The following is a 20,705-nucleotide window of genomic DNA, read 5'->3' on the forward strand; positions in this document are numbered from 1 at the left end:
TCAGGCAAGGGGAACGATGGCGGCGTGCTGGCTCGATGCGCTAGCGGCACTCATCTCGCAGACGTTGAGCTGCGCGGCGGGCACGTCTTCGGGGCCGCTCTTTGGCCCCGGCATCTGGTGGGTCGAGGCGTAGGACTGCCACTGGCCGGGCGTGCCATTTTCGATGCCGGCATTGTTGAGCGTCAGATAGCTTTTGCCTCCGCGCAGCGAAAGCTCTTCTTCCGCCCAGATCTCGATGCGCTTCGCGCTCTGGTGAATCTTGAGTTTTGCCAGCACATTGACTGCGTCGGACAGCGCCTGGATGTCGATCGATCCCGCTCCGGCGATCAGCCGGATTCCTGACTGGTAAACAAAGATCCTCAGCTTCTCGCGGATCGTCGCAAACAGCGACTTGCCGACCGCCATACCCAGATGTTCGCCCGCCGTCAGCGCGAGGTGTTCACCGCTCGCGATGTGGGTGCTGCCTGCCGTGGTCGTCTCAATGCCCGAAGGACTGGCGATGGTGACATGGGCTTCGGCAAATTCCGGGAAGTCGTTGGGACCGCTTTTCGCGCCGCCGCGAATTGCATCGTTCTGCGCCTTGAGGGCGGCCGTGATTTCACTCTGGTCTGCGCCCTGCTCCTGCGCATTGTTTTGCTGGGCAAGCTCTGCGAGACTTTCGTGGGTATCGCGGGCCTTGGTCAGGCGCTGCACCGTCTCGCCCATGTCCTTGGCTGCAGCCTGCGCACCACCACGGGCCTCTGTGGTAATCAGCATGCCACGATTGGCGCGCAGCACGCCCCACGCGTCCGTGGCCAGTTCCCATCCGCTTCCGCGTGCCTGCTGCCGACCCGTGCCGTAGTCGATCCGGGTGATGTAGCCGAGAGAGAGACGCGAGTAGTCCTGATCGCTCGCCACCTGGACCTGCAACTGGCCGGGGGTATCGTCGGTCACCACGTAGTTATGGCCCTTGCCGTCCAGACCGCTGCCCACCAGCCCCGTAAGCGCCTGATTCTTCGGCAGCTCGAACGGTGGCTGGTTGAACTCGTTGACCTTGCTCGCCGAGATGTAGGGCTTGTCGGGGTCGCCCTCGTGATAGTCGATTGTCAGCTCGTCGCCGATGCGCGGCACCGCGATAAAGCTGTGCGGCCCACCATGCCAGGGCAAACCCACGCGCACCCAGCAGCTCGAATTTTCGTCACGGCTGCTGTGCCGGTCCCACAGAAAGGAAACCTTGGTACGTGCGTAACCATCGAGCCAGACCGGCCGGTTGGCGGGTCCCACAACCACGGCGGTTTCGGCATGGGCCTGCGGCTTCTTTCTCAGCCGGTTCTTGAAGAACGCACTGGCCGGCTGCAGCACGAAATCGGTCACACACTGGTACTGCACACCGTCGCCCGCTGAGCGCGTGATCTCGTCCGGATTGCGCACATCGAGCGAGGTCGACACCACGAGATAGTCCGCGTTGACTTCTCGCTGCGGATGCCCTTCAAGCCGGAACGTCTTGCCCGTGGTCAGGCCGCGAAGGTTGCCCGTGCCATAGATGCGCAGCCGCCGGCAACGCAGCGCATTCAACCGCACGCGCGCCAGGTACGCGCCCTCCGTGTCATAGTCATTCGGATCGCCCGACAGCCCCATGGCGCCCGCGAGCGGCTGCGAGTATTCGCCCCAGTGGTACTGCTCGATATTGTCGAATGACGACTTGCTGTACTGCGACTGGTTCACGTCGAACTTCCCGAGTGAGCGCGTGTAGTCGTAGTCGTTGAGCGTCACATCGCCCGGCGTGATCTGCTGCGAGATCCGGAGCCTGTGAATATGCTCTTCATCAATGCGCTTGCCGTCGGGTGCGTGGTACGTTACGGTGTCGTACGCGTCGTGGTGCTTCTTGTGGGAACCTGGCGAATCGCAGAGGACCAGCGTCATGCCATCGAACAGGTAATAAATCCCCCATTCGCGCCAGATTCTGGTCAGGAACGCGTAATCACTCTCCCAGTACTGGCGGACGTAGTCGCGCGGCGGATAGACGTTGTTTTGCAGGCCCACTGCGCCCAGCCGCAGTTCGTAGGGCCACGGATACTGCCCGCCCTTGAGTATCGCCTGGGTCACCTCGACCACATTGAGGTTCTGGTAAGCACGGCTTTCGCTGTTCTGGGTGGCCATCCAGAGCCAGGGACGAACCGTCAGTTCGTAATACGCCCGCCGGTCGTCACTGCCCGTGCTGGAAACCGCGGTGATGAGGCCGGTAATCTGGCGCACCCCGGCACCGACATTCGCGGCCCCAAGGTTGCCGGGCATGCCCGGCACGAATACGCCCTTACCCTCGAACTCGATCGAAATGGTGAGGGACTTGCCGATCAGCTGCCCGGGGATCACGAGCGGCTGCGCATCCGACAGCCGACAGGTCGGGGTGTCCCGCGTGGCCAGCTCCACCCGGTAATCAAAGAGGTTGCCCAGTGCCTCGGTGCCATGCACGCGCTGGGCAATGAGCACGGGCTCGCCAGCGCGGAGGGGCAACGCGTCGGACGCCACGCTCAGTGTGCGGGGCTGCAACGGTTTGAACATCGGGGTCTTCTCCTCGGCAAAGGCACGTGTCCTCCGTATGTGAGGGCCGTGCGGATTCATGGGTTCTGCGGGATGCAGGCGTGCCTACACCACGCTGCGTGTACCCGGTCGGGGTGGCCACTGCGCAATACGCCCGCGCTGCTTCGAATCCAGCACGATCGCCGTGTACGAATGCATCGAAACGTGCCGGGCCAGGTAGTGCTCAAGCACGAGACCAAAGACATAGGGGCTCGCGCCATCGAAGCCGCTTTCGTCGACCGTGATGCCGCATTCGAGCACCCGCGCCACCGGTGGCTGCTGGTTCGGGATGATCCGGTTGACCGGCGTGAGCGTCGCTGCGGTAAGGCTCTCGACCTGCCGGCGATGCGCCACGGCGTCGTCGGAGAGATAAAGCCGCAGAAAACTTTGCAACCCTTCGCCCGGGTGCGGCTCGTCGTACCGGTCATCGAAGACCGAATGATCGATATCGAGGTGCATCAGCAGTTGCCAGGCCTTGATGCCCTGAGCGAACGGCGCTTTGGGTCTGCCAGGTGGCCGGATCAGACCGATACTCGAGACCGGTGCCGACTGGCGCAGATCCAGGTCGCGCACGCCATTGCAGCGCAGCAGGCTGGGCAGGTCGCGGTTGGTCACCCACGCCTGCACCGACACGAAGTGGATCTCGCCGTCGTCACCGTTGTCGTACGGTTCACCATCCGGCCCAACGAGCTGCAGGAACGACTCCGTGCTGACATACGTCGAGTGTGTGCCGTACCGGCGGGACTGGCCCGGGGCGAGGTGCTGCTCGCGCCGTACCGTGAAGTAACGCCCGTGACTGTCTTCGTCGCGCATCAGCGCCTGGTGCAGCGGACGGAATTCCAGCACCTCCGACTCTTCGGTAACCTGCCCAAGCACACGCTCCAGTGAGTGCAGTTCGAAGTCGAGTGGCCGCTTCTCCACCGGCACAATGTGCGTTTCCGGGGCACCTTCGCGGATCGGCATGCTTTCGGTGCGCAGGGGAAAGAGGTTGATCACGGGGGCACAGAACAGTGCGAACATCGACGCATCGACACGGTCCGCCAGATCTCCCGCAGGACGATCCAGCAGGACCACGATCTCGGCTTCATGGCCGCTGATGTTCCGCAGCCCCGCCGCGAGACCGGTGAGCGTGAAGAAGTAAAAGCGCTCGGGGCACGCGAAATACTCGTGCACGAGGTTGTGGCCGAGAAACTTTCGCGAGGCAAGCGGCAGGACGCTCTCCTCTGGGCCAATCCCCTCCTGGATCACGGCATTCGAGGTGACGGTGTGGTATGCATACCCGGCCTCACTGAACCGCCCCGGCTCGCCGGCCACAGTGGCAATCGCGGCCGTGTGAATGAGCTCGTGCAGGTGCGAGGCGAGCTTCGCGTCGCCCGCCAGGCAGACGGGCAGCCTGTCCAGTCCCTGCAGGCTTGCCACCGGTACATCGCCGGTTGTGCGGATACGCAGGCGCAACCCGCCGTGTACACGCCGGTGCGGTGGCACGAAACGGTCCATGCCGTAGATGTCGGGCGGAATGCCGCCCAGCTTCGCGAAGCTGATCTCAAGCGGATACAGCGTGACGTCGTGACAAAGGGAAAACTGGCAGGGCGTCTTCTCGCCCTCGGGAAGTTTCGAGGTGGCGAGGGTGCCGCGCGTGATGCGGTGACCGGACACGAGGTCGCCCGCCTTGCCGCCCGGATAGAACCGCGCCACGGCGATGGATGGCGTGGGCAGGAGGTAGTTGGGATAGACGCAGGAAAGCAGCGCCTGGGTGAGCTGCGGGAATTCATCGTCGAAGCGCATCTGGATGCGCGCGTTCACAAAGGCGGAGCCTTGAACAAGGCGCTCGACATAAGGATCGCCAATGTCGCCCGCCTCCATGCCAAGGCGCCTTGCGATCTTCAGATGGTCAGCAGCAAATTCCGATGCCATCGCGCGCTGGAAGCGAAGCTCGCGCGTGTAGAACTCAAGCGTGCGCGGATCCATTCACGCGCGCCTTTTCATGAACGGCCGCAAGACGATCCCGTCGACCTCGCGGCGGCCGATCCACGCCCGCACCCGGGTTGTCCGAAGGCGCGCAACGGCAGCACGCCTGCTGGAATCCGCAGGGCCACGTGCGGGATCAATTTCGTAGTCCTGACAACATTTCATGAATCCAGATTCCAACAATGTCCGGCATCAGGCTATCGGAAATGGGAATGGATATCTATAGGATATGCATGAAGAATTGTTAATTCCGATCGAAATCAAACCTGGAGTTGTCCGATCGCAATAATGCCGGTTTCCGATTCGAGGTACGCAAGCGATGAATCGATGACGATTGCGCGCAGAAGTGGATGCATCTGCAACCGCGAGCTGTTTTACGATCGACGCTGATACGACCTGCCGCCGATGGCACGGCCTTTCCATGCAGGCAGCCCATCCCATCTCGGCGTGATTCCGAGTTCGGCCAACTTCACAACGGCATCGAACCTTGCGGCAAGAGGCAACACCGGTTCCCAACCGCAATGTTCAATGATGGCCTGCGCGGCGTAATGCCCCACGCCTGACAGAATCACCGCGTCTCTTGGCAGCGGAACATCTCCCCGCGCACCAAGCACTGCATACGCCCACCACAACCGCCGCGCCCTGAAATGCCACGTGGACTCCCGGTTATCCGTAACCCGCGTGAGCGTGTTGCGATATCGTTCGCGTTGCCCGGGAGTGTCGGCGATCCGCACTGGAAGTGCGGCGAGCAATCGCTCCTTCGTTACCTGCTGTGGCTTTCCGGACGTGGCGAGGAGCGCAGCGGCGGTCGCGTCAACATGTGCCGCAAGGCGCTCGTCGTCAGGCGAGACTGCTTTCGTCGCAGGCTTAATACCCGGTATATCCGCTGCCGAAGTTGAGAGCGTTTCCAGTAACCACACCCGGTCGTGCTCGTAGAGCCACGATGTAACGCGGTACGCCTTGCGCCACAGATCCTGAATCGTCGTTTCCCGATTTTTTGCGAGCTCATCCCCTATCCGGCGTCGATGCGCCGCACGCGGTGTCGACGGCAACGATTCCGTGAAACCTGCGGGGCCCGCTGCAATTGCCCGAGTGTGAGAAATTGACGCCTCCTGCTGGGACGCTCGCTGCAGGCTCAATGCAAACTCATCGCGGCTACCAAACAGATACATCGCCAGCAGCAGGTGCCGCGTAACAGGCATATCGTGCGCCGTGCTGCTACCCGCTGCAAAGCGGATCCAGAAACTCATCCGCTTTGCGGCAAATGCCGGATCCACCGCGCAGAGAAACTCGTCACCCAGCTCCTCAACCAGATGGCTCTGGAATGCCTTCGTCCGCGTTCTTGCCCCCAACCCGAAACCCATCTCGTGCAGACGATGCTGGTACGCAGCACGCAGGCAGGACGCATCCGCACGGCCGAGGGGCTGAGTGAGCAGATTGTGAGCAAAACGCGCGTACTGAAGCATGATCGGTGAGCCGGCAGCATCGGCATCGCCCGCCCCTGCCGGCGCCCAGCCGCAGTGGCAATCCCACCAGGGTTGCCGCAGCAGCCGCTTGGGAAACTGGAACGGCCTGTGACAGCGCGGGCAGCTCGACAGCAGGCGCGTACCGTGCCGCCAACACACGCTAACGCCAGGCACGTGGTGTGTGCGATGCCAGTAGCCCATCCCGAAAGTGCGCATATCGTCTTCGACGCAGGCCGGACACAACTGCGCCTCTCCATGAAGACCTACCACGCGACGAGGCAACGGGCGCATCATCTCGCCGATGTTTACCGTTGCAGACTGTGGCGTGTCGGCCAGAAACGGCTCGAAGAGGAGCCACAGGGTATTGTGTTCCAGAAGCGGTTGCAACGCCGCCTGCGAACCGTCGTCCATGCGGTCTGCGAGTTGCAGCAGGGATGGCGGCACAATCTGCTCAAGCGAAAACGGAAGACCGCCGAACAGATCAAGAAACGTGTCGGACTCTTTCCGGTTTGCCGACAGCACGTGATGGCGGACAACGCGCGACTGGATGGTTTCGTCCGGCAGGGACGGGGCAAAAAACAGCAAGGCCGGCTTATGCATTGCAGGTGCAGTACGCCGTCGAAAACTCCAGCGCGTCAGGCAACAGCCAACCGGCGTCGCGCAGGGCAACAAGTGGCTCATCATGCCCGGCAAGGCACCGCGCTTCAGAAGCCCCCCGGGTCTCCGCTACCGCCGCGCTGGCAGACGGGATCCCGTTTGGCGCTTCGTGATCCGCATGGCGCTCCTCAGCATTGCCGGCGAAGGGTTGCTGGATGTTTTGAAGCATCATGAGCCGCGACGAAGCTCGGGCGGCGCCGTCGATTGCTCCCATCATCGCAGCTATCTGGCTGTCTGGCGGGAGCAGGTCCTCGAACTTCGCCATGCGCTTCGTGTCTCCGCTTCCAATGCGTCAAGCGCCGGCTTGAGCAGTTGCATCCGGGTGTCGGCGATCGAGCGCAGCAGCCCGGCCGTCAGCCGCTCTTCGCCCGTGTGTATCGCATGGCGCTGGGCAAGCACGAGCAATTTGATCAGAAAGTCCGTCACCCCCTGCGTCAGATCGTACAGCACGCACCGAAGCTCGGCTGTAAGCGGCTCCACGTGACGAACCCACTGATATTGCCACGCGGCATCGACTAGAAGTGCCCACGCCGGGTCATCGCGTGCCGGTTGACGAAAGTCGCTCAAACCCAGCCCGGTGGCTCGTCGCGCGTTGCGCATGACATCCGAGAACAACTCGATCATCGAATTGGTGCCGACAAATACGACCGGTACGCCGATGCTGTTGATAAGGTTAACGAAGAAGTTGAGCATGTTCTCCTTGCCGCCTGTCTTCGCAACACGCAGATGTTGTAATTCGTCAATGATCAGTACACCGACGAAATGCGTACTGGCAATCTGTTCGATCTGGTGGACGAGCGGAACAATGCCCCGGATTGACCGGTAGCGCCTGGCATACCGCTCCTCTCCGATCGCCCGGTCGAGGGCGCGAAAGAATGCATGGCACAACCCGGTGAGCGAGCCGTCAAATGGGCACTCGATTTTCAGCCATGGAATCTGGACCTGAACCAGTTCCTGTCCCCGGTATCGCCGGTGGCGGATCGCCTGCGGGTACAGCCGCAGGATGGACTCCAGCGCCGTCGATTTGCCGATCCCGCTCAGACCCACGACGCTCAATGTGGAGGCCGTTGATCGAAAGCCGGTCTCTGGCCCCCGGTCAACAGCGAGCGAGTACACATGCCGCCACGTCGACTGCACCAAAGGATTACGGCCGACATAACCGCTGCGTATCAACGAGGACAGCGCCGACTCAAGTTCCAGATGGATGGGTAGGGGCTGGACGAGTTGCAGCAACCGCTCGATGCAGTGCAGGGCGAACTTCCTTCGACAATCGGGTCTCATCCCCTGGCTCATCGGGAAACAGCGCCATGGAGGCCGCCGCGTCATTCTCTGAACGGATCGGTGGTAACGCCTCGATGAGAGGATTGCCCTGATACTGGGCGATGGGGGAATCGCCATATTCGGCAAAAGCAAGTGTCGCGGCAGACTTCACGTTTTGTTCCCCTTGTTGCGCAATCGCCCAAGCAGGCTTAGCACTTCGGCACCGCGCTCCCCCGCGTAGGCCGCCGCCACGCTGGACGAAGTCGGCCCAATAGCAGGGGGGCTCGCCTTATGAGACCCCGCCACAGGCGATGTCACGACCGGGCCTTGCTGCGCGGCGGTCTTTTCGAATGCGCGATGCTTCCGGATGTCGGCCACCTGACGACTGATGGGGACGGGCGACGCGGGCTGCGTCGCCCGTTTGTCCGACTGGGCTTGTGCGACTATCGCCCCGATGTGTGCGTCGAGCCGGATTCTGTCGTTGAGCGCCGCATAGGTGCTTTCGTCTGCCGGTGTACCGGTCATTTGAAGCATGTCGAGGACCTCCTCCAGCCGACGCTGCGCGACTCTTTGCTCTGAAGCAAGCAGGTCGCAACGCACAAAATTGCGTTCGTTGTCCTGGAGCCATACGTGTGTGGTGTCGTTTGGGTCGTACCAGACGGTAACCGAGCGGCGTCCATCCTTGCGCGCCCTCGCAAACCAGCTTTGTTCGACTGCGTAACTGCACGTGTAGAACATGCCCTTGAAGCAGATACCACCGCGTTGGACCGACGCGGTATCGCGCGGCAGAAGATGCAGATAGACGAGATCACTGGATTGCGTATTGGGCGTTGCGAGCCCGTTTTCCATCCCCCAGCGCCACAGGTTGACCGGCGATGGCTCAATCTCCTCCCGGATCATGTCGGCCGTCAGCCGGTCCGGCCGACGGCTGTGATGGTTGTAATGGAGTACGCTGCTGATCATGATATTCGTAAATTCTGCGAGATCGAGGACCGCATCCAGCCGGTAGTCACGTTCGCCGCGCTCGGCAATCCGCTGCCTGACAGCACCGGGAATCCAGTGGATCTGTGAGGTGCTGTTCAGAAGACGAAACCGGCTTTCCACAATAGCCTTCCAGTCAGGCCGGAATGGTGGCGCGATCGCGATATCAATGCCCAGTCCGGACACAATGCCCTCGGCGGCATGCCCGAGCATTTCACCGCGGTCAGCCATCAGTTCATGAGGAAGATGATGCGCGGGCCACGAAGAAGACTCTATCTCGATCCCGTACATACGGCAGAACGCCACCTTGTCCGTGAACGCGTTGAATAACGCGTGTCGCGCGCCATTCCAGCTGGGGCCCTCCAGCGCAACGAAGATTCCAGCGATCATCGTCGAGAACACATCGATGACGACGTAGATCACGGGACGGCCGACGACCCAGTTCCGGTTATATCGACTGACCAGGTAAATATCCGCAATCGTCGCATCGATTTCGAAGCGATGGCACGGACCGTACACGCCGTCGCTCGCGCGGCCGGTCAGCCCGCGGTGATCCTTCTGCCAGCGCCGCTCTCCCATCCGTGATCGTTGGACGGCCAGGTCATCAAATGCTTTTTTCCCCCAGTATCTGAATTGCCGCAAGCTCGGCAACTGCTCGAGAGGCTTCAGCGTGAGATCGTCTGTGGATGAGCCGGGTACAACATGTTCGTCAACGTAGAATCGCCTTAATGTGCGATGGTAAGCGTCCGTCACGGACGCCACTTCATTGTTCCTGTAGAGGGAATATCCGATCCTGATGAACTCCTTGTCATCATCACCAAGTATCTTTCCGCAACGCTCGCCGCTGCGCCCCTTATGCATGGGAGGACGGCCCGGGCGCTTTCCTGCAGCGAAGACGCGAGCCTTGCCAGGTGCCCCAACGTTTTCGTAGTTTGGCAACAGTGCGTTGCGAACCTGGCCAAAGGCCCAGTATCGATAGAGCAGCCGGTACAGGGTCTTGCGCTGCGTACCTGTCGCCTCCGCATGCTGCGCGACGAACGCGCCCATCGATCGACCCATGAATATCTCACCCGACACCGCCCTGTCGACCAGACCGGCGATGCGCTGCCAGTTGCGATCCCGCGATTCCCGCTCCCCCGCCGGGATATCCTCTTCAACCTGAAGCATATAGGCAGGCGGCCGGAACTGGCTCCGTCGGGCATCGCCGCGCTGCAGCCAAATCCGGAGATCTCCAGTCGAAACGACCCATGGCTTGCGCGGCGTGTGCGCAATCGTAATCAGTGTCGCTACCGCAGCGCTCTCGTCAACCCAGAGAACGCGGGCGATGCCTTCAAACGGCAGTTGGTCAGACAGTGCCTCGACAACCACGTTGAGAAGTGAAGCCGAATCGTCCATGTCAGGCGGCCCGTTTTACGGGTGCCGAACTCGCCGGCGCGATCCGTATCTCCGGCGCCTGCGACGTCAGCAATATCGGCCTTTTCAGATCCACCAGCAGCACCTTGTGCCAGACCAGATATTTGAAAAGCTTGACGGCATCCAGATAAGGTAGCCGCAGCCGGTAGCTGACCGTGCGCAGAAGTGCCGACAGGGTCCGGTCATGGGTGCCAGCCTCTCCGAGGCTCTCAGCAAATTGGCTGCGTAAATCATCACTTTGCAACGCTCGCTCGATTTGAGCGCCGCCCCGCAGCCATATGAGATTTCTTGCTGTCGCAGGCTCCACGCTTTGCTCGGTGACGATCTGCCAGTCGACCTCACGGTGCAGCCACCAGGTTCTTTCAAGCTCGAGTTTCTCCAGGGTGCGCAGGAGCTGGCGTCCGCTCGCCAGTTCATCCGAATATCTGACGGTGCGGGCAAATTCACAGACTGATCCGTCGTCTGCCCTGACAGTGACGACAAAATCCGTCGTCATCACGAACGGCACCGTTGTTTGAGCATAAAGCGGATACCGGATGCCTCGCTGCCGCGCGAAATCCTGGGCCGGCGCGAGTGGCAGCAGCGGAAACTGTTCGCGAATATCTGTGACGCGCTCGGAAAATTCAAGTGCAACCAGATATGCGTATTCGAGATCGGAGAGCACGTGGTGGACGCGCCCGGTCTTGAGTCCGTGCACCTTTCGTGAGCGGCCACGCGATGGCACGTCTTGCACCCGAAGCCACGGCTTGTAGTCTGCCCCGACACCCTGTCCGTAACCTTGCGCCACGTACCGGTCGATGTCGTGCTGTGTTTTGAAGCGTCTTGCCCGCATATGCGCTCGGTCGACTGAAACCGCGCAGCATAGCGATACCGGACGCCCTTGTGTCAAACTGTATTGTTTGTGTCAGGGTCTATTGTCCTGTGTCGAACTCTATTGTTCGTTCACACCAGAACCGTCCGACGCCAGAGGTGCACAGCGCTGAGACCCTGAATCGCCCCGGCTGTCAACTGACGTAGCGGCATCCTTGCCAGCCGCGCGGCCCGCGTGCATGGCCCATTTCCTCACGGCAACACGGTGACTACCGTTTTCCTGTGCTTGACGCAAGTCAACCGTGCCCGTGCACGTCCGCCTAGAGTGAAAGTGTGCCGCGATCCCGTCATTGCTTGACAGGCACTTCGTCGAGACCCATTCATGAACGCTTCGTCGACCATTCGCAAGACGGCTTCAGATCTGCGGGTGATGCCCAATTTTTCCGATTACGAAGGCGAGCGCCACCGCTTTTCCTGGGCTGCGGCGGCAGCTGAACTGAGCGCCGAGAAACGCGGTATCAACATCGGATGGCTGGCCGTCGACGGGCATCGCGCTCTGGCGGACAAGCCTGCATTGCGCTTCCTCGCGCGTGAAGTCGCGCCGCAAACATTCTCATATGGTCAGTTGGCCGCGCAGACCAACCGGTTCTGCAACGTGTTGCGCAGCCTTGGGGTCGCAAGGGGCGATCGTGTCTTCATCCTTGCGGGGCGCATCCCGGAACTCTATATTGCGGTGCTGGGCAGCCTGAAGTTCGGCGCCGTCGTCTCTCCACTCTTCTCCGCGTTTGGGCCCGAGCCCATCATCACGCGCGTCAATCTCGGTGGCGCAACGGTGCTGCTCACCACGGACACATTGTTTGAGCGAAAGATCCGCCCCTGGCGCGCTCGCATGCCGACGTTGAAACATGTGCTGCTCGTCGGGGAAGAGGGACCGCCCACTGCCAGCCCCGGCACCCTCGATCTTCCGCAGCTCATGGCAGGCGCGTCAGACTCGTTTGACTGCCTCGCAACGGATGCCGAGGAGCCCGCGCTGCTGCACTTCACCAGCGGCACGACAGGTACGCCGAAAGGCGCTGTCCATGTGCACGGTGCGGCCATCACGCATTGGGTGACGGGACGTTACGCACTCGATCTGCATCCTGAGGATATCTACTGGTGCACAGCCGATCCCGGCTGGGTGACGGGCACGTCATACGGGATCATTGCGCCTCTGCTGCACGGCGTGACTTCCGTCGTCGACCGGGAAGAGTTCGACGCGGAACGCTGGTACGGCATCTTGCGCGACGAAGCGGTTTCTGTGTGGTACACGGCGCCGACAGCGATCCGCATGCTAATGCGCGCTGGCGCCGACGTCGCCGCAAACTATGCGTTCCCGTGCCTGCGCTTCATTGCCAGCGTTGGGGAACCGTTGAATCCTGAAGCGGTTTGCTGGGGAAAAGACGTGCTGGGTTTGCCGATTCACGATAACTGGTGGCAAACGGAAACCGGCGGGATCATGATCGCCAACACGCCGGCGTTCGATATCAAACCCGGTTCCATGGGCAGGCCACTGCCGGGTGTGGATGCCGCCATCCTTCAACGTACCCGCGATGGTGGCATCCATATCGTCGACGAGCCCGGCGAGCAAGGCGAACTGGCGCTCAGGCGCGGGTGGCCCTCCATGTTTCGCGGTTACCTCAACGAGGACGCTCGCTATCGCAAGTGCTTCATTGGCGACTGGTATCTGACGGGAGATCTGGCGCAGCGGGATGCGGACGGCTACTACTGGTTCGTCGGCCGGGCTGACGATGTCATCAAGTCCGCCGGGCATCTGATCGGGCCTTTCGAAGTGGAAAGTGTGCTCATGGAGCATCCCGCGGTTGCGGAAGCCGGCGTTATCGGCAAGCCGGACCCGGTGCTGGGCGAAACCGTCAAGGCCTTCGTCGCGCTCAACAGAGGCTTCGAACCGGACGAAGCATTGCGCATGGAATTGCTCGGACATGCCCGGAAGCGGCTTGGCGCGGCCGTCGCGCCAAAGGAGATTGCTTTCTTGGCACAACTGCCCCACACGCGTAGCGGCAAGATCATGCGACGACTTCTGAAGGCCCGCGAATTGGGGCTGGCGGAAGGCGACACGTCGACGCTGGAGGGCGCAGGATGACAATCGACCATCCCGCACCTCTGCCGCCGTCCGGCGCCGTTCCCTATGAGAAAGACTTCTCGCTCCGGTTGTTGCGCGACATGCTGCGTGTGCGACGGTTAGAGGAGAAATGCGCCGAACTTTACGGCGCCGGCATGATTCGCGGCTTTTTGCATCTGTATATCGGCGAAGAGGCAACCGCAGTGGGCGCGCTTCATGCGCTCGCTTCCGACGACAACATCGTCGCGACGTACCGTGAACATGCACATGCGTTGGTACGCGGTATGGACATGGGTGTGCTCATGGCGGAAATGTATGGCAAGTACGAAGGCTGCGCCCACGGACGAGGTGGATCGATGCATCTCTTCGATCGAACGAGGCGGCTGTTCGGCGGCAATGCAATCGTCGGCGGCAGTCTACCCCTCGCTGTCGGACTGGCCCTTGCGCAAAAGATGCAGGGCAGCCAGGGCATCACCGCATGCTTTTTTGGCGACGGCGCAGTAGCCGAAGGCGCCTTTCATGAATCGATGAATCTCGCTGCATTGTGGAAATTGCCCATTCTTTTCTGCTGCGAAAACAACCTGTACGCAATGGGGACGGCTATCGAGCGAAGCCAGTCACAGACGGATCTCTGCGCCAAGGCCGCTGCATATAACGTTCCGGCGCGCAGCGCGGATGGAATGGATGTCGTGTCGGTACACGACGCCACGAGCGAGGCCGTCGCGTGTGTACGAACCGCACAGAATCCGCTCTTTCTCGAATTCAGGACCTACCGGTTCCGCGCGCACTCGATGTACGACGCCGAACTGTACCGCCAGAAGGCTGAGGTCGAGCAATGGAAGACGCGCGGTCCGATCCACACCTTTACCGCCCGTTTAAAGGACGAGGGTAAGTTATCTGAGGACGAGTTCCTCGCGCTTGACGCAGCGGCTCTGGCGGAAGTCGAGCATGCCGTGGCATTCGCGGAGGCGGGCACATGGGAGCGTGCCGAAGATCTCCTGACCGATCTCTACACGGCAACGGGGCAGACGACATGACCCGCCATCTGACGTTCCGGGAGGCCCTGCGCGAATCGCTGCGCGAAGCGCTTACGAATGACCGTCGCGTATTCCTGATGGGCGAAGACGTGGGAAGGTATGGAGGGACCTACGCTGTGTCGGCTGGACTTCTCGAGGAATTCGGGCCCGAGCGTGTTCGCGACGCACCGCTGTCGGAACTCGGCTTCACGGGCGCGGGCATCGGAGCTGCCTTGGGCGGCATGCGGCCCATTGTCGAAATCATGACCGTGAATTTCAGCTTGCTGGCGCTAGACCAGATCGTCAACACGGCGGCACTCTACCACCACATGTCGGGTGGACAATTCTCCGTGCCACTCGTGGTGCGTATGGCGACAGGCGCCGGCCGTCAGGTCGCGGCGCAGCATTCGCACAGCTTTGAAGGCTGGTATGCGGGCATTCCAGGGATCAAGGTGATCGCTCCCGCGACCATCGAGGACGCTCGCCATATGCTACAAGCCGCGCTCGCCGACCCGGACCCGGTGCTGATCTTCGAACATGCGGGGCTATACAACCTGGAAGGTGATATGCCCGACATCGAGCGCGTCGACATCTGCAGCGCGAAGGTCCGGCGCGAAGGCAAGGATGTGGCGATCCTGAGCTATGGCGGCTCATTGCGCAAGGCACTGGATGCTGCGCAGGCGTTGACGAAGGACGGCTTCAATGCCGAAGTCGTGGACCTGCGCGTGTTGAGGCCGCTTGACGATGAGACGATCATGCGCTCGGTGTCGAAGTGCAGGCGAGTGGTCATTGTCGATGAATGCTGGCGCAGCGCAAGCATTGCGAGCGAGATCATGGCGCGCCTCGTCGAACAGGTCTTTTACGAGCTGGACGCACCGCCCTGCCGCGTATGCTCCGAAGATGTGCCTATTCCCTATGCGCGCCATATGGAAGAGGCGGCATTACCCCAGGTCGACAGGATCGTCCGCGCGGTGAAACAATTGTTTGCGTGACCGCTTACGTAACGCAGGCAGGAGGACGCATGATCGAGTTCACGTTGCCTTCGATGGGAGCCGACATGGACGAAGGCACGCTCCTCGAATGGAAGATAAAGCCCGGTGACGCGGTCACCAAAGGTCAGATCGTGGCCATCGTCGACACCAGCAAAGCGGCCGTCGATATCGAAAGCTGGTATGAGGGAACGGTATACGAACTGATCACGGAGCCCGGCGAGAAAATACCCGTGGGCACGCCGATGGCAATTTTTCTGGAGCGCGGCGAATCCGCGTCAGAACTGAAGAAGCGAACGGGAGCGATATCCGCGGCGGGCTCCCCGCTGTCTGTCGATGCCGTTGCGCAGCGCCGCAAGGTTTCACCTGCGGCGCGCAAGCACGCTCACGAATGTCATGTCGACCTCGACAGCGTCGTGGGTAGCGGGCCGGGCGGTTCGGTGACATACGACGACGTAGAACACGCCAGGCGCGGCGCCGCGGACATCAGGGCTGCGCCTGCCGGCGACAGGCTTGCAGCGATGAGAACCGTGATCGCGAGTGCGATGGAACGCTCGAAACGGGAAATTCCTCACTACTACGTCAGCGAAACGATCCCGCTCGGAACAGCGCTCAAATGGCTTCAGGCCGAAAATGCGAGACGCTCGATCGATGATCGGGTCTTGCTTGCAGTCCTGTTACTCAAAGCGGTGGCCGTAACGCTGAAACGTTTTCCGGAACTCAACGGCTTCTATCGTGCAGGCTCATTCCTTTCAGCCAGCAAGACTCACGTCGGGGTGGCGATCTCATTGCGCCACGGAGGTCTCGTCGCGCCAGCCTTGCTCGACACCGAGACCAAGACGTTACTGCAACTCATGCGGGAACTGGCCGATCTCACGAAACGTTGCCGCGCCGGCTCTCTGCGCAGCTCCGAACTGTCAGAGGCCACCATTACCGTGACGAATCTCGGCGATCAGGGAACCTGCGAAGTGTTCGGCGTCATTTACCCACCACAGGTTGCGCTGGTCGGATTTGGCCGCGTCATCGAACGTCCGTGGGCACATAATGGCGAAGTCACGATACTCCCCACAGTGACAGCCACGCTGTCGGCCGACCACCGGGTGTCCGACGGCCACCGTGGCGCGCTCTTTCTTCTTGAACTGAGCGATGCCTTGCAACATCCTGAGGAGCTCGATCGATGAATCACCCCGACATTCGTGCCATCGTGCTGGGCACGCTTCAGACGATCGCGCCCGAGGTAGACATCACGGCATTGCGCGACGATCGCCCGCTGCGCAAACAAGTCGATCTTGATTCGATGGACTGGCTCAACTTCCTGACAGGTCTTCACGAGAAGCTTCGTGTCGACATACCCGAAGCCGATTACGGGCGCCTCGTCACGCTTGCCGATGTCATCGCGTATCTGGAAGCAGCGCGTAAGGTCCAGTAGCGATGTCCGGAGGGGATGCGCTGCAGCGAAAGACCCGTCTTTCCTTTCCGGTCATACGGACCTCACGCGTGCAAAGGCGTCTGTACGCTACCGGACGCCTCGCGATTCTGCTCGTTGCGCAGGATGTTGGTCAGCAGAACCCACTCGCGCCCGAGCGCTGTGATCACATCGTCGAGAGACAATATCCCTACGATGTCGCTACCATTTCTGATCGCCGCCAACCGGCGCACGCCGTGGCTTGCCATGGTCTGCATCGCCTCCGTGATGTCCGCGTTCACGTCGATAGAGAGAATGTGTGGGCTCATCACGTCGCCTACTCGCACAGTGATGGGCGACGATCCGGTGCAAACCGACTGCAATACGATGTCCCGGTCGGTGATGACGCCGAGTATGCGGCCTGAGCCGTTGCCTTCCGATACGACCAGTGCGCCGACATGCTGGTCTCGCATCTGCACGGCCGCCTCCTGCAGACTGCAGGTTGCTGGAATATGCACCACGCCTTGTGAATGGAATTCACTGACTTTCATTGCAATCTCCTGGAACTCGCGACGCCACACTTGCAAGCGTGAGAGGCATCGCCTGTCATGACTCTGATATCCGCGCGATGCCGTCAACCCCGGGCGGCCCGCTTGACGCCATGCGTTATTGCCGGCTCCAACGCGCACGCAGCACGCCCTCGCCGTCGCGGTACTCGATGGAAAGGTGTCCGTGATGTGCGCGAACGAGCGCTTCGGAAAGCCTTCGTAACGTGTGAGGGCCGGTAGTCGTCACTCGAATTCCTTCCGCCTCTTCTTCAATGTTCATCAATCGTTCCAGAGCATGACGCTTCTCTTCATTTGCAGACTCGTGCCGCAGGAGTGACACAACCTCATCGTGATGTGCAACGAGGTACGCTCCCGACTCCAGCCATAGCTCGCCTGCGGGTGCGTGTTCAAGTATCCGTCGGCAAGCTGGGCAAACCAGCTGACTTGTGTGTTCCGCGTTTGCACTCCACGTCCAACGTCCATTTTCATACACGGCGCCACACTCCCGGCAGCCCGTGCCTCCCTGCACACGAGCCGGCGAGCGATAGCTATCGGTCGTATGTGGCTGGTATCGTTGGTCTCGCCGCATCGTCGACGCGCTCCGGCTACGAGAATCTGTCATGATTGGCCTCCAGATGAAATTTCCGTGAACTGCACAGCGCGTTCTTCCAGTCTGTTTCGCTGATCAGATGAACTATCTTCGATCATCTGCGCCCTCCTTGATTGACCGATATCAACCCACATCTCATCTCGTCTACGCGCTTTTGCGGCAACCTTGCATAGCGGTGATCCAGCCGTTCTGCACCCGGTAAGACTATGGAGCAAGCGCATAGTCCAGCCCAGGCCATCACGTCCGCTCACGCGCGGTGCTTCAGTTCAAAGTGCGGTTGCCGCCCCGTCACGAGCGACACCTCCGACAGCAACGCGCACGCCGAATCGAGCAGATCGTCCAGCGAAACGACGCCAACCAGTTCCCCGGCTTTGTCGACAACCGGCATCCGTCGGATCGCATGCAAACGCATCCGCTTCGCGACCTGCCAAACGTCCTCCCAGTCATAGGAGACAACGAGCGGAGAAGACATCACGTCGTGAACGAACAGTTTGGCCGCATCGACTTCTCGTGCGAGAACCTCGATAACGATGTCCCTGTCGGTCAGTATTCCCCGCGGGCGCACCTGGCCTTCCTGCGTCGCCTCGACGGCAACGATATCGCCGACATGATTGGCGCGCATGATCTTGCATGCCTCCAGGACAGTCGTCCCCGAGGGGCACGTAATTACCTCTCTCGTGCAAATATCGCCGGCTTTCATACCTGCTCTCCTGGTTCGGTGGCAGTCGGTGTGATGTATTCAGCCTAGCCGGGCGAGCCAAGCCGGCTTTGATCGATGTCATGCAGGCGGAGAATGTGCGCCGTTGAACATCTCGCCGAGGGCAGCGATGAACGCGTCGAGCCGAGCGGGATCGAGCCCGTCGATGCCCGCGGCAGCCAGCCTTCCGTTCCCGCCAAACTGCCTGCACAGGCGGTCGGCGCCGCACGGGGCATTCAAAGGCGCCCGCACGCTGACGACATACTTGCCATCTCGCCGCGGCACGAGGACAGCATGGCCGCGTGAAGGCTCGCGTCTTGCCATGAGGTTGGCGAATTCGCCTCGCACGCGACGCGCCCACGCGGCGTCCGGCAGCACGCACGCCGACACGGTCGCCAGCCGCTGCACCGCCGCGTGCCGCGAAGCAGAGTCGATATCTTCCCTGCGTGCCAGCGTCAGGCGGCACGGCAGACGGGTGGCGGCGATGAAATCCAAAGGGTTAGCGAATGGTTGAATGTCCTGATACATGGCGACAGGGTCGACGATCAGGTCGGCGATGCTCTCTCCATACGCGTTGTAGTTGATCGCTTCGCCCAGTTCTCGCAGCCGCCGTTCGTCAGCATCTGGCAGCCCACTAGCGATTGCGGCCTGATGCGCCGCATGCACCTGATTGTCGCCGTAAGCCGCCACCACTGCCCACAATCTGTACTCGCCCCGAAGATATCGATTCACGATCAAACCGGTGCAGGTATCGGCCGATGTATCGATATGCGCGACCAGCCGGGCATCGTGTGGAATGCGGCCCGGAAAGTGATGATCGAAATATTCGATGTTGACGCCGCGATCGAGCAGCGACACGAGCGAAGCGCGGTTTGCATCGAGAGAGACGTCCAGCACGGTGACGCTGTCGCCGGCTTGGGCATGCACACGACCCAGCAGGCAGACATCACGCTTGACTCCCGTGACGAGTTGCGCGTCGACAGGATGCTTGAGCCTCAGCTGATGCAGCGCGCAGATTCCGTCGGCGTCGCCGTTGAACACATCGAAGTAAGTCACCTGTTACTCCTTGGAGAAAGTATCCGGCATCGGCGCCTGCATACCCATTTGGAATGCGTCCGCGCACTGTCGCGCATGGGCCGACCCTAACTCCAGATAGGCCAACGCACGCTTGCGCCAGCGCCTCACACGTTTGATCCCTGGTTCGAGGAGATGAGCCGCGGCCAGTCTTGCTCTAACGGTTGCGCGCATGCTTTGATAGAAATGCAGCAGGCGCTTATCGACGGGATCGTGCATCGACGCGCCATACGCAGCGAGTAGCGCGTTGCCGACCGTGAGGGCGCCCAGGCGCTCGCATTCGAGCGCGAGAAATCCCACCTCATCGAGGGTATCGATCGTGCGCAACCGCTCTGAAAATTCGAGGCAATCGATGATCGCAACGGGTCGTGTCAGGCAAACGTGTTCAGGACGCAAGTCGCCATGACACTCCCTGATCCAGCCGTGCGCGACACGCGATTCGAGCCGGTCCGTCAGACCGGCCAGCAGCGCGCGCTGTATGTCGCACAACTGCCGCACCTCAGCGGACCGACGGCTCATGATGCGGGCAAGTACCGACTCGTTGCGGGCGATCTCTGACAGAAAGCGCGCTCGGTAAGCGGACCCGCTCAGGCTTGATCCAGGCAACGTGCGATAGAACGCGCTGAGCTTTCGAACAATCCTTGCAGTATCGGACTTGTGGACCGCGCCCCGCGCAAGCGCGCAGTCAAGCATTAGTCCGGCTGGCAACCGCCGCATCTTGAGTAGCCAGTCGACCACTTTTCCCGATCCGCCGACGCGCATCGCACCGTAGCCGCAGACGGTCAGAGGAACGACGCCTAGATAAACTGATGGCGACAAACGGCGGTTCAAACGAAGCTCCATCTCGCCGTTTCGTTTTCTTGCAGCAATGCTGCGCAAATCGATTGCGTCGGAGCGGCGGGGCTTCTTGAGCTTCCACGCATGACGGGCGGTGAGGAAGACCCATGACAGATGCGTCTCGATCACCTCTACCCGACAGGTCCGGTCAGGCCATGCGGTACGCTCACGAAGTCGTGCAATCTTCTGCTGAGACGACACACCGCCTGCAACGCCTTGCTCTCGCTCGGGTTTGAACCTGAGCTTCTGCCTGCGAAAACCAGCGCCCCCTGCCTTCATCGCATCAGTCATCCGTG

The 20,705-nt window shown here is 61.2% G+C and carries 17 protein-coding genes; 5 read left to right on the forward strand and 12 right to left on the reverse strand.

Annotated features, from left to right (window positions below; translation table 11 throughout):
- The 7 genes from BPHY_RS34870 to BPHY_RS34895 form a co-directional block, all read right to left on the reverse strand.
- The gene (locus BPHY_RS34870; protein WP_012406184.1) at positions 1–2,541 is read right to left on the reverse strand and encodes a type VI secretion system Vgr family protein; all 2,541 of its coding nucleotides are present in this window, start codon (positions 2,539–2,541) and stop codon (positions 1–3) included.
- Between the two features lie 84 nt (positions 2,542–2,625).
- Entirely contained in the window at positions 2,626–4,527 is a 1,902-nt protein-coding gene (tssF, locus tag BPHY_RS34875; protein WP_012406185.1) for a type VI secretion system baseplate subunit TssF, read from the reverse strand.
- A 374-nt stretch (positions 4,528–4,901) separates the two neighbouring features.
- Positions 4,902–6,593 carry a TniQ family protein gene (locus tag BPHY_RS34880; RefSeq protein ID WP_012406186.1) on the reverse strand — a complete coding sequence of 564 codons (1,692 nt, stop codon included), beginning with the start codon at positions 6,591–6,593 and terminating at the stop codon, positions 4,902–4,904.
- The gene (locus BPHY_RS44070; RefSeq protein ID WP_208459135.1) at positions 6,586–6,915 is read right to left on the reverse strand and encodes a hypothetical protein; all 330 of its coding nucleotides are present in this window, start codon (positions 6,913–6,915) and stop codon (positions 6,586–6,588) included. Before BPHY_RS44070 ends, BPHY_RS34880 begins: the two co-directional genes overlap by 8 nt.
- Positions 6,873–7,943 carry an ATP-binding protein gene (locus BPHY_RS34885; protein WP_208459136.1) on the reverse strand — a complete coding sequence of 357 codons (1,071 nt, stop codon included), beginning with the start codon at positions 7,941–7,943 and terminating at the stop codon, positions 6,873–6,875. Before BPHY_RS34885 ends, BPHY_RS44070 begins: the two co-directional genes overlap by 43 nt.
- A 135-nt stretch (positions 7,944–8,078) precedes the next feature.
- Positions 8,079–10,286 (reverse strand): Mu transposase C-terminal domain-containing protein, encoded by a 2,208-nt coding sequence (locus BPHY_RS34890; RefSeq protein WP_012406188.1) that lies wholly within the window; start codon positions 10,284–10,286, stop codon positions 8,079–8,081.
- A 1-nt stretch (position 10,287) separates the two neighbouring features.
- The gene (locus tag BPHY_RS34895; protein WP_012406189.1) at positions 10,288–11,136 is read right to left on the reverse strand and encodes a heteromeric transposase endonuclease subunit TnsA; all 849 of its coding nucleotides are present in this window, start codon (positions 11,134–11,136) and stop codon (positions 10,288–10,290) included.
- 360 nt (positions 11,137–11,496) lie between these two features.
- Here BPHY_RS34895 and acsA point away from each other — a divergent pair, with 360 nt between their 5' ends.
- The 5 genes from acsA to BPHY_RS34920 are packed head-to-tail and all read left to right on the forward strand — an operon-like array spanning position 11,497 to position 16,667.
- The gene (gene acsA, locus BPHY_RS34900; RefSeq protein ID WP_012406190.1) at positions 11,497–13,254 is read left to right on the forward strand and encodes an acetate--CoA ligase; all 1,758 of its coding nucleotides are present in this window, start codon (positions 11,497–11,499) and stop codon (positions 13,252–13,254) included.
- Entirely contained in the window at positions 13,251–14,270 is a 1,020-nt protein-coding gene (gene pdhA / locus BPHY_RS34905; RefSeq protein WP_012406191.1) for a pyruvate dehydrogenase (acetyl-transferring) E1 component subunit alpha, read from the forward strand. Before acsA ends, pdhA begins: the two co-directional genes overlap by 4 nt.
- Positions 14,267–15,241, forward strand: a complete 975-nt coding sequence (locus tag BPHY_RS34910; protein ID WP_012406192.1) for an alpha-ketoacid dehydrogenase subunit beta — start codon at positions 14,267–14,269, stop codon at positions 15,239–15,241. Before pdhA ends, BPHY_RS34910 begins: the two co-directional genes overlap by 4 nt.
- A gap of 29 nt (positions 15,242–15,270) precedes the next feature.
- Entirely contained in the window at positions 15,271–16,419 is a 1,149-nt protein-coding gene (locus BPHY_RS34915; RefSeq protein WP_012406193.1) for a dihydrolipoamide acetyltransferase family protein, read from the forward strand.
- The gene (locus tag BPHY_RS34920; RefSeq protein WP_012406194.1) at positions 16,416–16,667 is read left to right on the forward strand and encodes an acyl carrier protein; all 252 of its coding nucleotides are present in this window, start codon (positions 16,416–16,418) and stop codon (positions 16,665–16,667) included. Before BPHY_RS34915 ends, BPHY_RS34920 begins: the two co-directional genes overlap by 4 nt.
- A gap of 62 nt (positions 16,668–16,729) precedes the next feature.
- Here BPHY_RS34920 and BPHY_RS34925 read toward each other — a convergent pair whose 3' ends face one another.
- The 5 genes from BPHY_RS34925 to BPHY_RS34940 form a co-directional block, all read right to left on the reverse strand.
- Complete coding sequence (locus BPHY_RS34925) at positions 16,730–17,194, reverse strand: CBS domain-containing protein (protein WP_012406195.1); 465 nt, start codon at positions 17,192–17,194, stop codon at positions 16,730–16,732.
- Between the two features lie 115 nt (positions 17,195–17,309).
- The gene (locus BPHY_RS40510) at positions 17,310–17,813 is read right to left on the reverse strand and encodes a BCAM0308 family protein (protein WP_012406196.1); all 504 of its coding nucleotides are present in this window, start codon (positions 17,811–17,813) and stop codon (positions 17,310–17,312) included.
- A 235-nt stretch (positions 17,814–18,048) separates the two neighbouring features.
- Positions 18,049–18,501: a CBS domain-containing protein gene (locus BPHY_RS34930; protein ID WP_012406197.1), complete on the reverse strand. Its 453-nt coding sequence runs from the start codon at positions 18,499–18,501 to the stop codon at positions 18,049–18,051.
- Positions 18,502–18,579: 78 nt separating this feature from the next.
- Entirely contained in the window at positions 18,580–19,554 is a 975-nt protein-coding gene (locus BPHY_RS34935) for a hypothetical protein (RefSeq protein ID WP_012406198.1), read from the reverse strand.
- 3 nt (positions 19,555–19,557) lie between these two features.
- Positions 19,558–20,700 carry a hypothetical protein gene (locus BPHY_RS34940; protein ID WP_244257578.1) on the reverse strand — a complete coding sequence of 381 codons (1,143 nt, stop codon included), beginning with the start codon at positions 20,698–20,700 and terminating at the stop codon, positions 19,558–19,560.
- Between the last annotated feature and the right edge of the window lie 5 nt (positions 20,701–20,705).

Origin of the sequence: Paraburkholderia phymatum STM815, from assembly GCF_000020045.1 — a bacterium.
In the GTDB taxonomy this organism is placed as follows: domain Bacteria; phylum Pseudomonadota; class Gammaproteobacteria; order Burkholderiales; family Burkholderiaceae; genus Paraburkholderia; species Paraburkholderia phymatum.

Bases quoted from the DNA above. Each gene is read 5' to 3' on its own strand.
- BPHY_RS34915 (WP_012406193.1), top strand. From the start codon at position 15,271: ATGATCGAGTTCACGTTGCCTTCGATGGGAGCCGACATGGACGAAGGC.
- BPHY_RS34870 (WP_012406184.1), bottom strand. From the start codon at position 2,541: ATGTTCAAACCGTTGCAGCCCCGCACACTGAGCGTGGCGTCCGACGCG.
- BPHY_RS34925 (WP_012406195.1), bottom strand. From the start codon at position 17,194: ATGAAAGTCAGTGAATTCCATTCACAAGGCGTGGTGCATATTCCAGCA.
- BPHY_RS34880 (WP_012406186.1), bottom strand. From the start codon at position 6,593: ATGCATAAGCCGGCCTTGCTGTTTTTTGCCCCGTCCCTGCCGGACGAA.
- BPHY_RS44070 (WP_208459135.1), bottom strand. From the start codon at position 6,915: ATGGCGAAGTTCGAGGACCTGCTCCCGCCAGACAGCCAGATAGCTGCG.
- BPHY_RS34910 (WP_012406192.1), top strand. From the start codon at position 14,267: ATGACCCGCCATCTGACGTTCCGGGAGGCCCTGCGCGAATCGCTGCGC.
- BPHY_RS34885 (WP_208459136.1), bottom strand. From the start codon at position 7,943: ATGAGCCAGGGGATGAGACCCGATTGTCGAAGGAAGTTCGCCCTGCAC.
- BPHY_RS34920 (WP_012406194.1), top strand. From the start codon at position 16,416: ATGAATCACCCCGACATTCGTGCCATCGTGCTGGGCACGCTTCAGACG.
- BPHY_RS40510 (WP_012406196.1), bottom strand. From the start codon at position 17,813: ATGACAGATTCTCGTAGCCGGAGCGCGTCGACGATGCGGCGAGACCAA.
- pdhA (WP_012406191.1), top strand. From the start codon at position 13,251: ATGACAATCGACCATCCCGCACCTCTGCCGCCGTCCGGCGCCGTTCCC.
- acsA (WP_012406190.1), top strand. From the start codon at position 11,497: ATGAACGCTTCGTCGACCATTCGCAAGACGGCTTCAGATCTGCGGGTG.
- BPHY_RS34930 (WP_012406197.1), bottom strand. From the start codon at position 18,501: ATGAAAGCCGGCGATATTTGCACGAGAGAGGTAATTACGTGCCCCTCG.
- tssF (WP_012406185.1), bottom strand. From the start codon at position 4,527: ATGGATCCGCGCACGCTTGAGTTCTACACGCGCGAGCTTCGCTTCCAG.
- BPHY_RS34940 (WP_244257578.1), bottom strand. From the start codon at position 20,700: ATGACTGATGCGATGAAGGCAGGGGGCGCTGGTTTTCGCAGGCAGAAG.
- BPHY_RS34890 (WP_012406188.1), bottom strand. From the start codon at position 10,286: ATGGACGATTCGGCTTCACTTCTCAACGTGGTTGTCGAGGCACTGTCT.
- BPHY_RS34895 (WP_012406189.1), bottom strand. From the start codon at position 11,136: ATGCGGGCAAGACGCTTCAAAACACAGCACGACATCGACCGGTACGTG.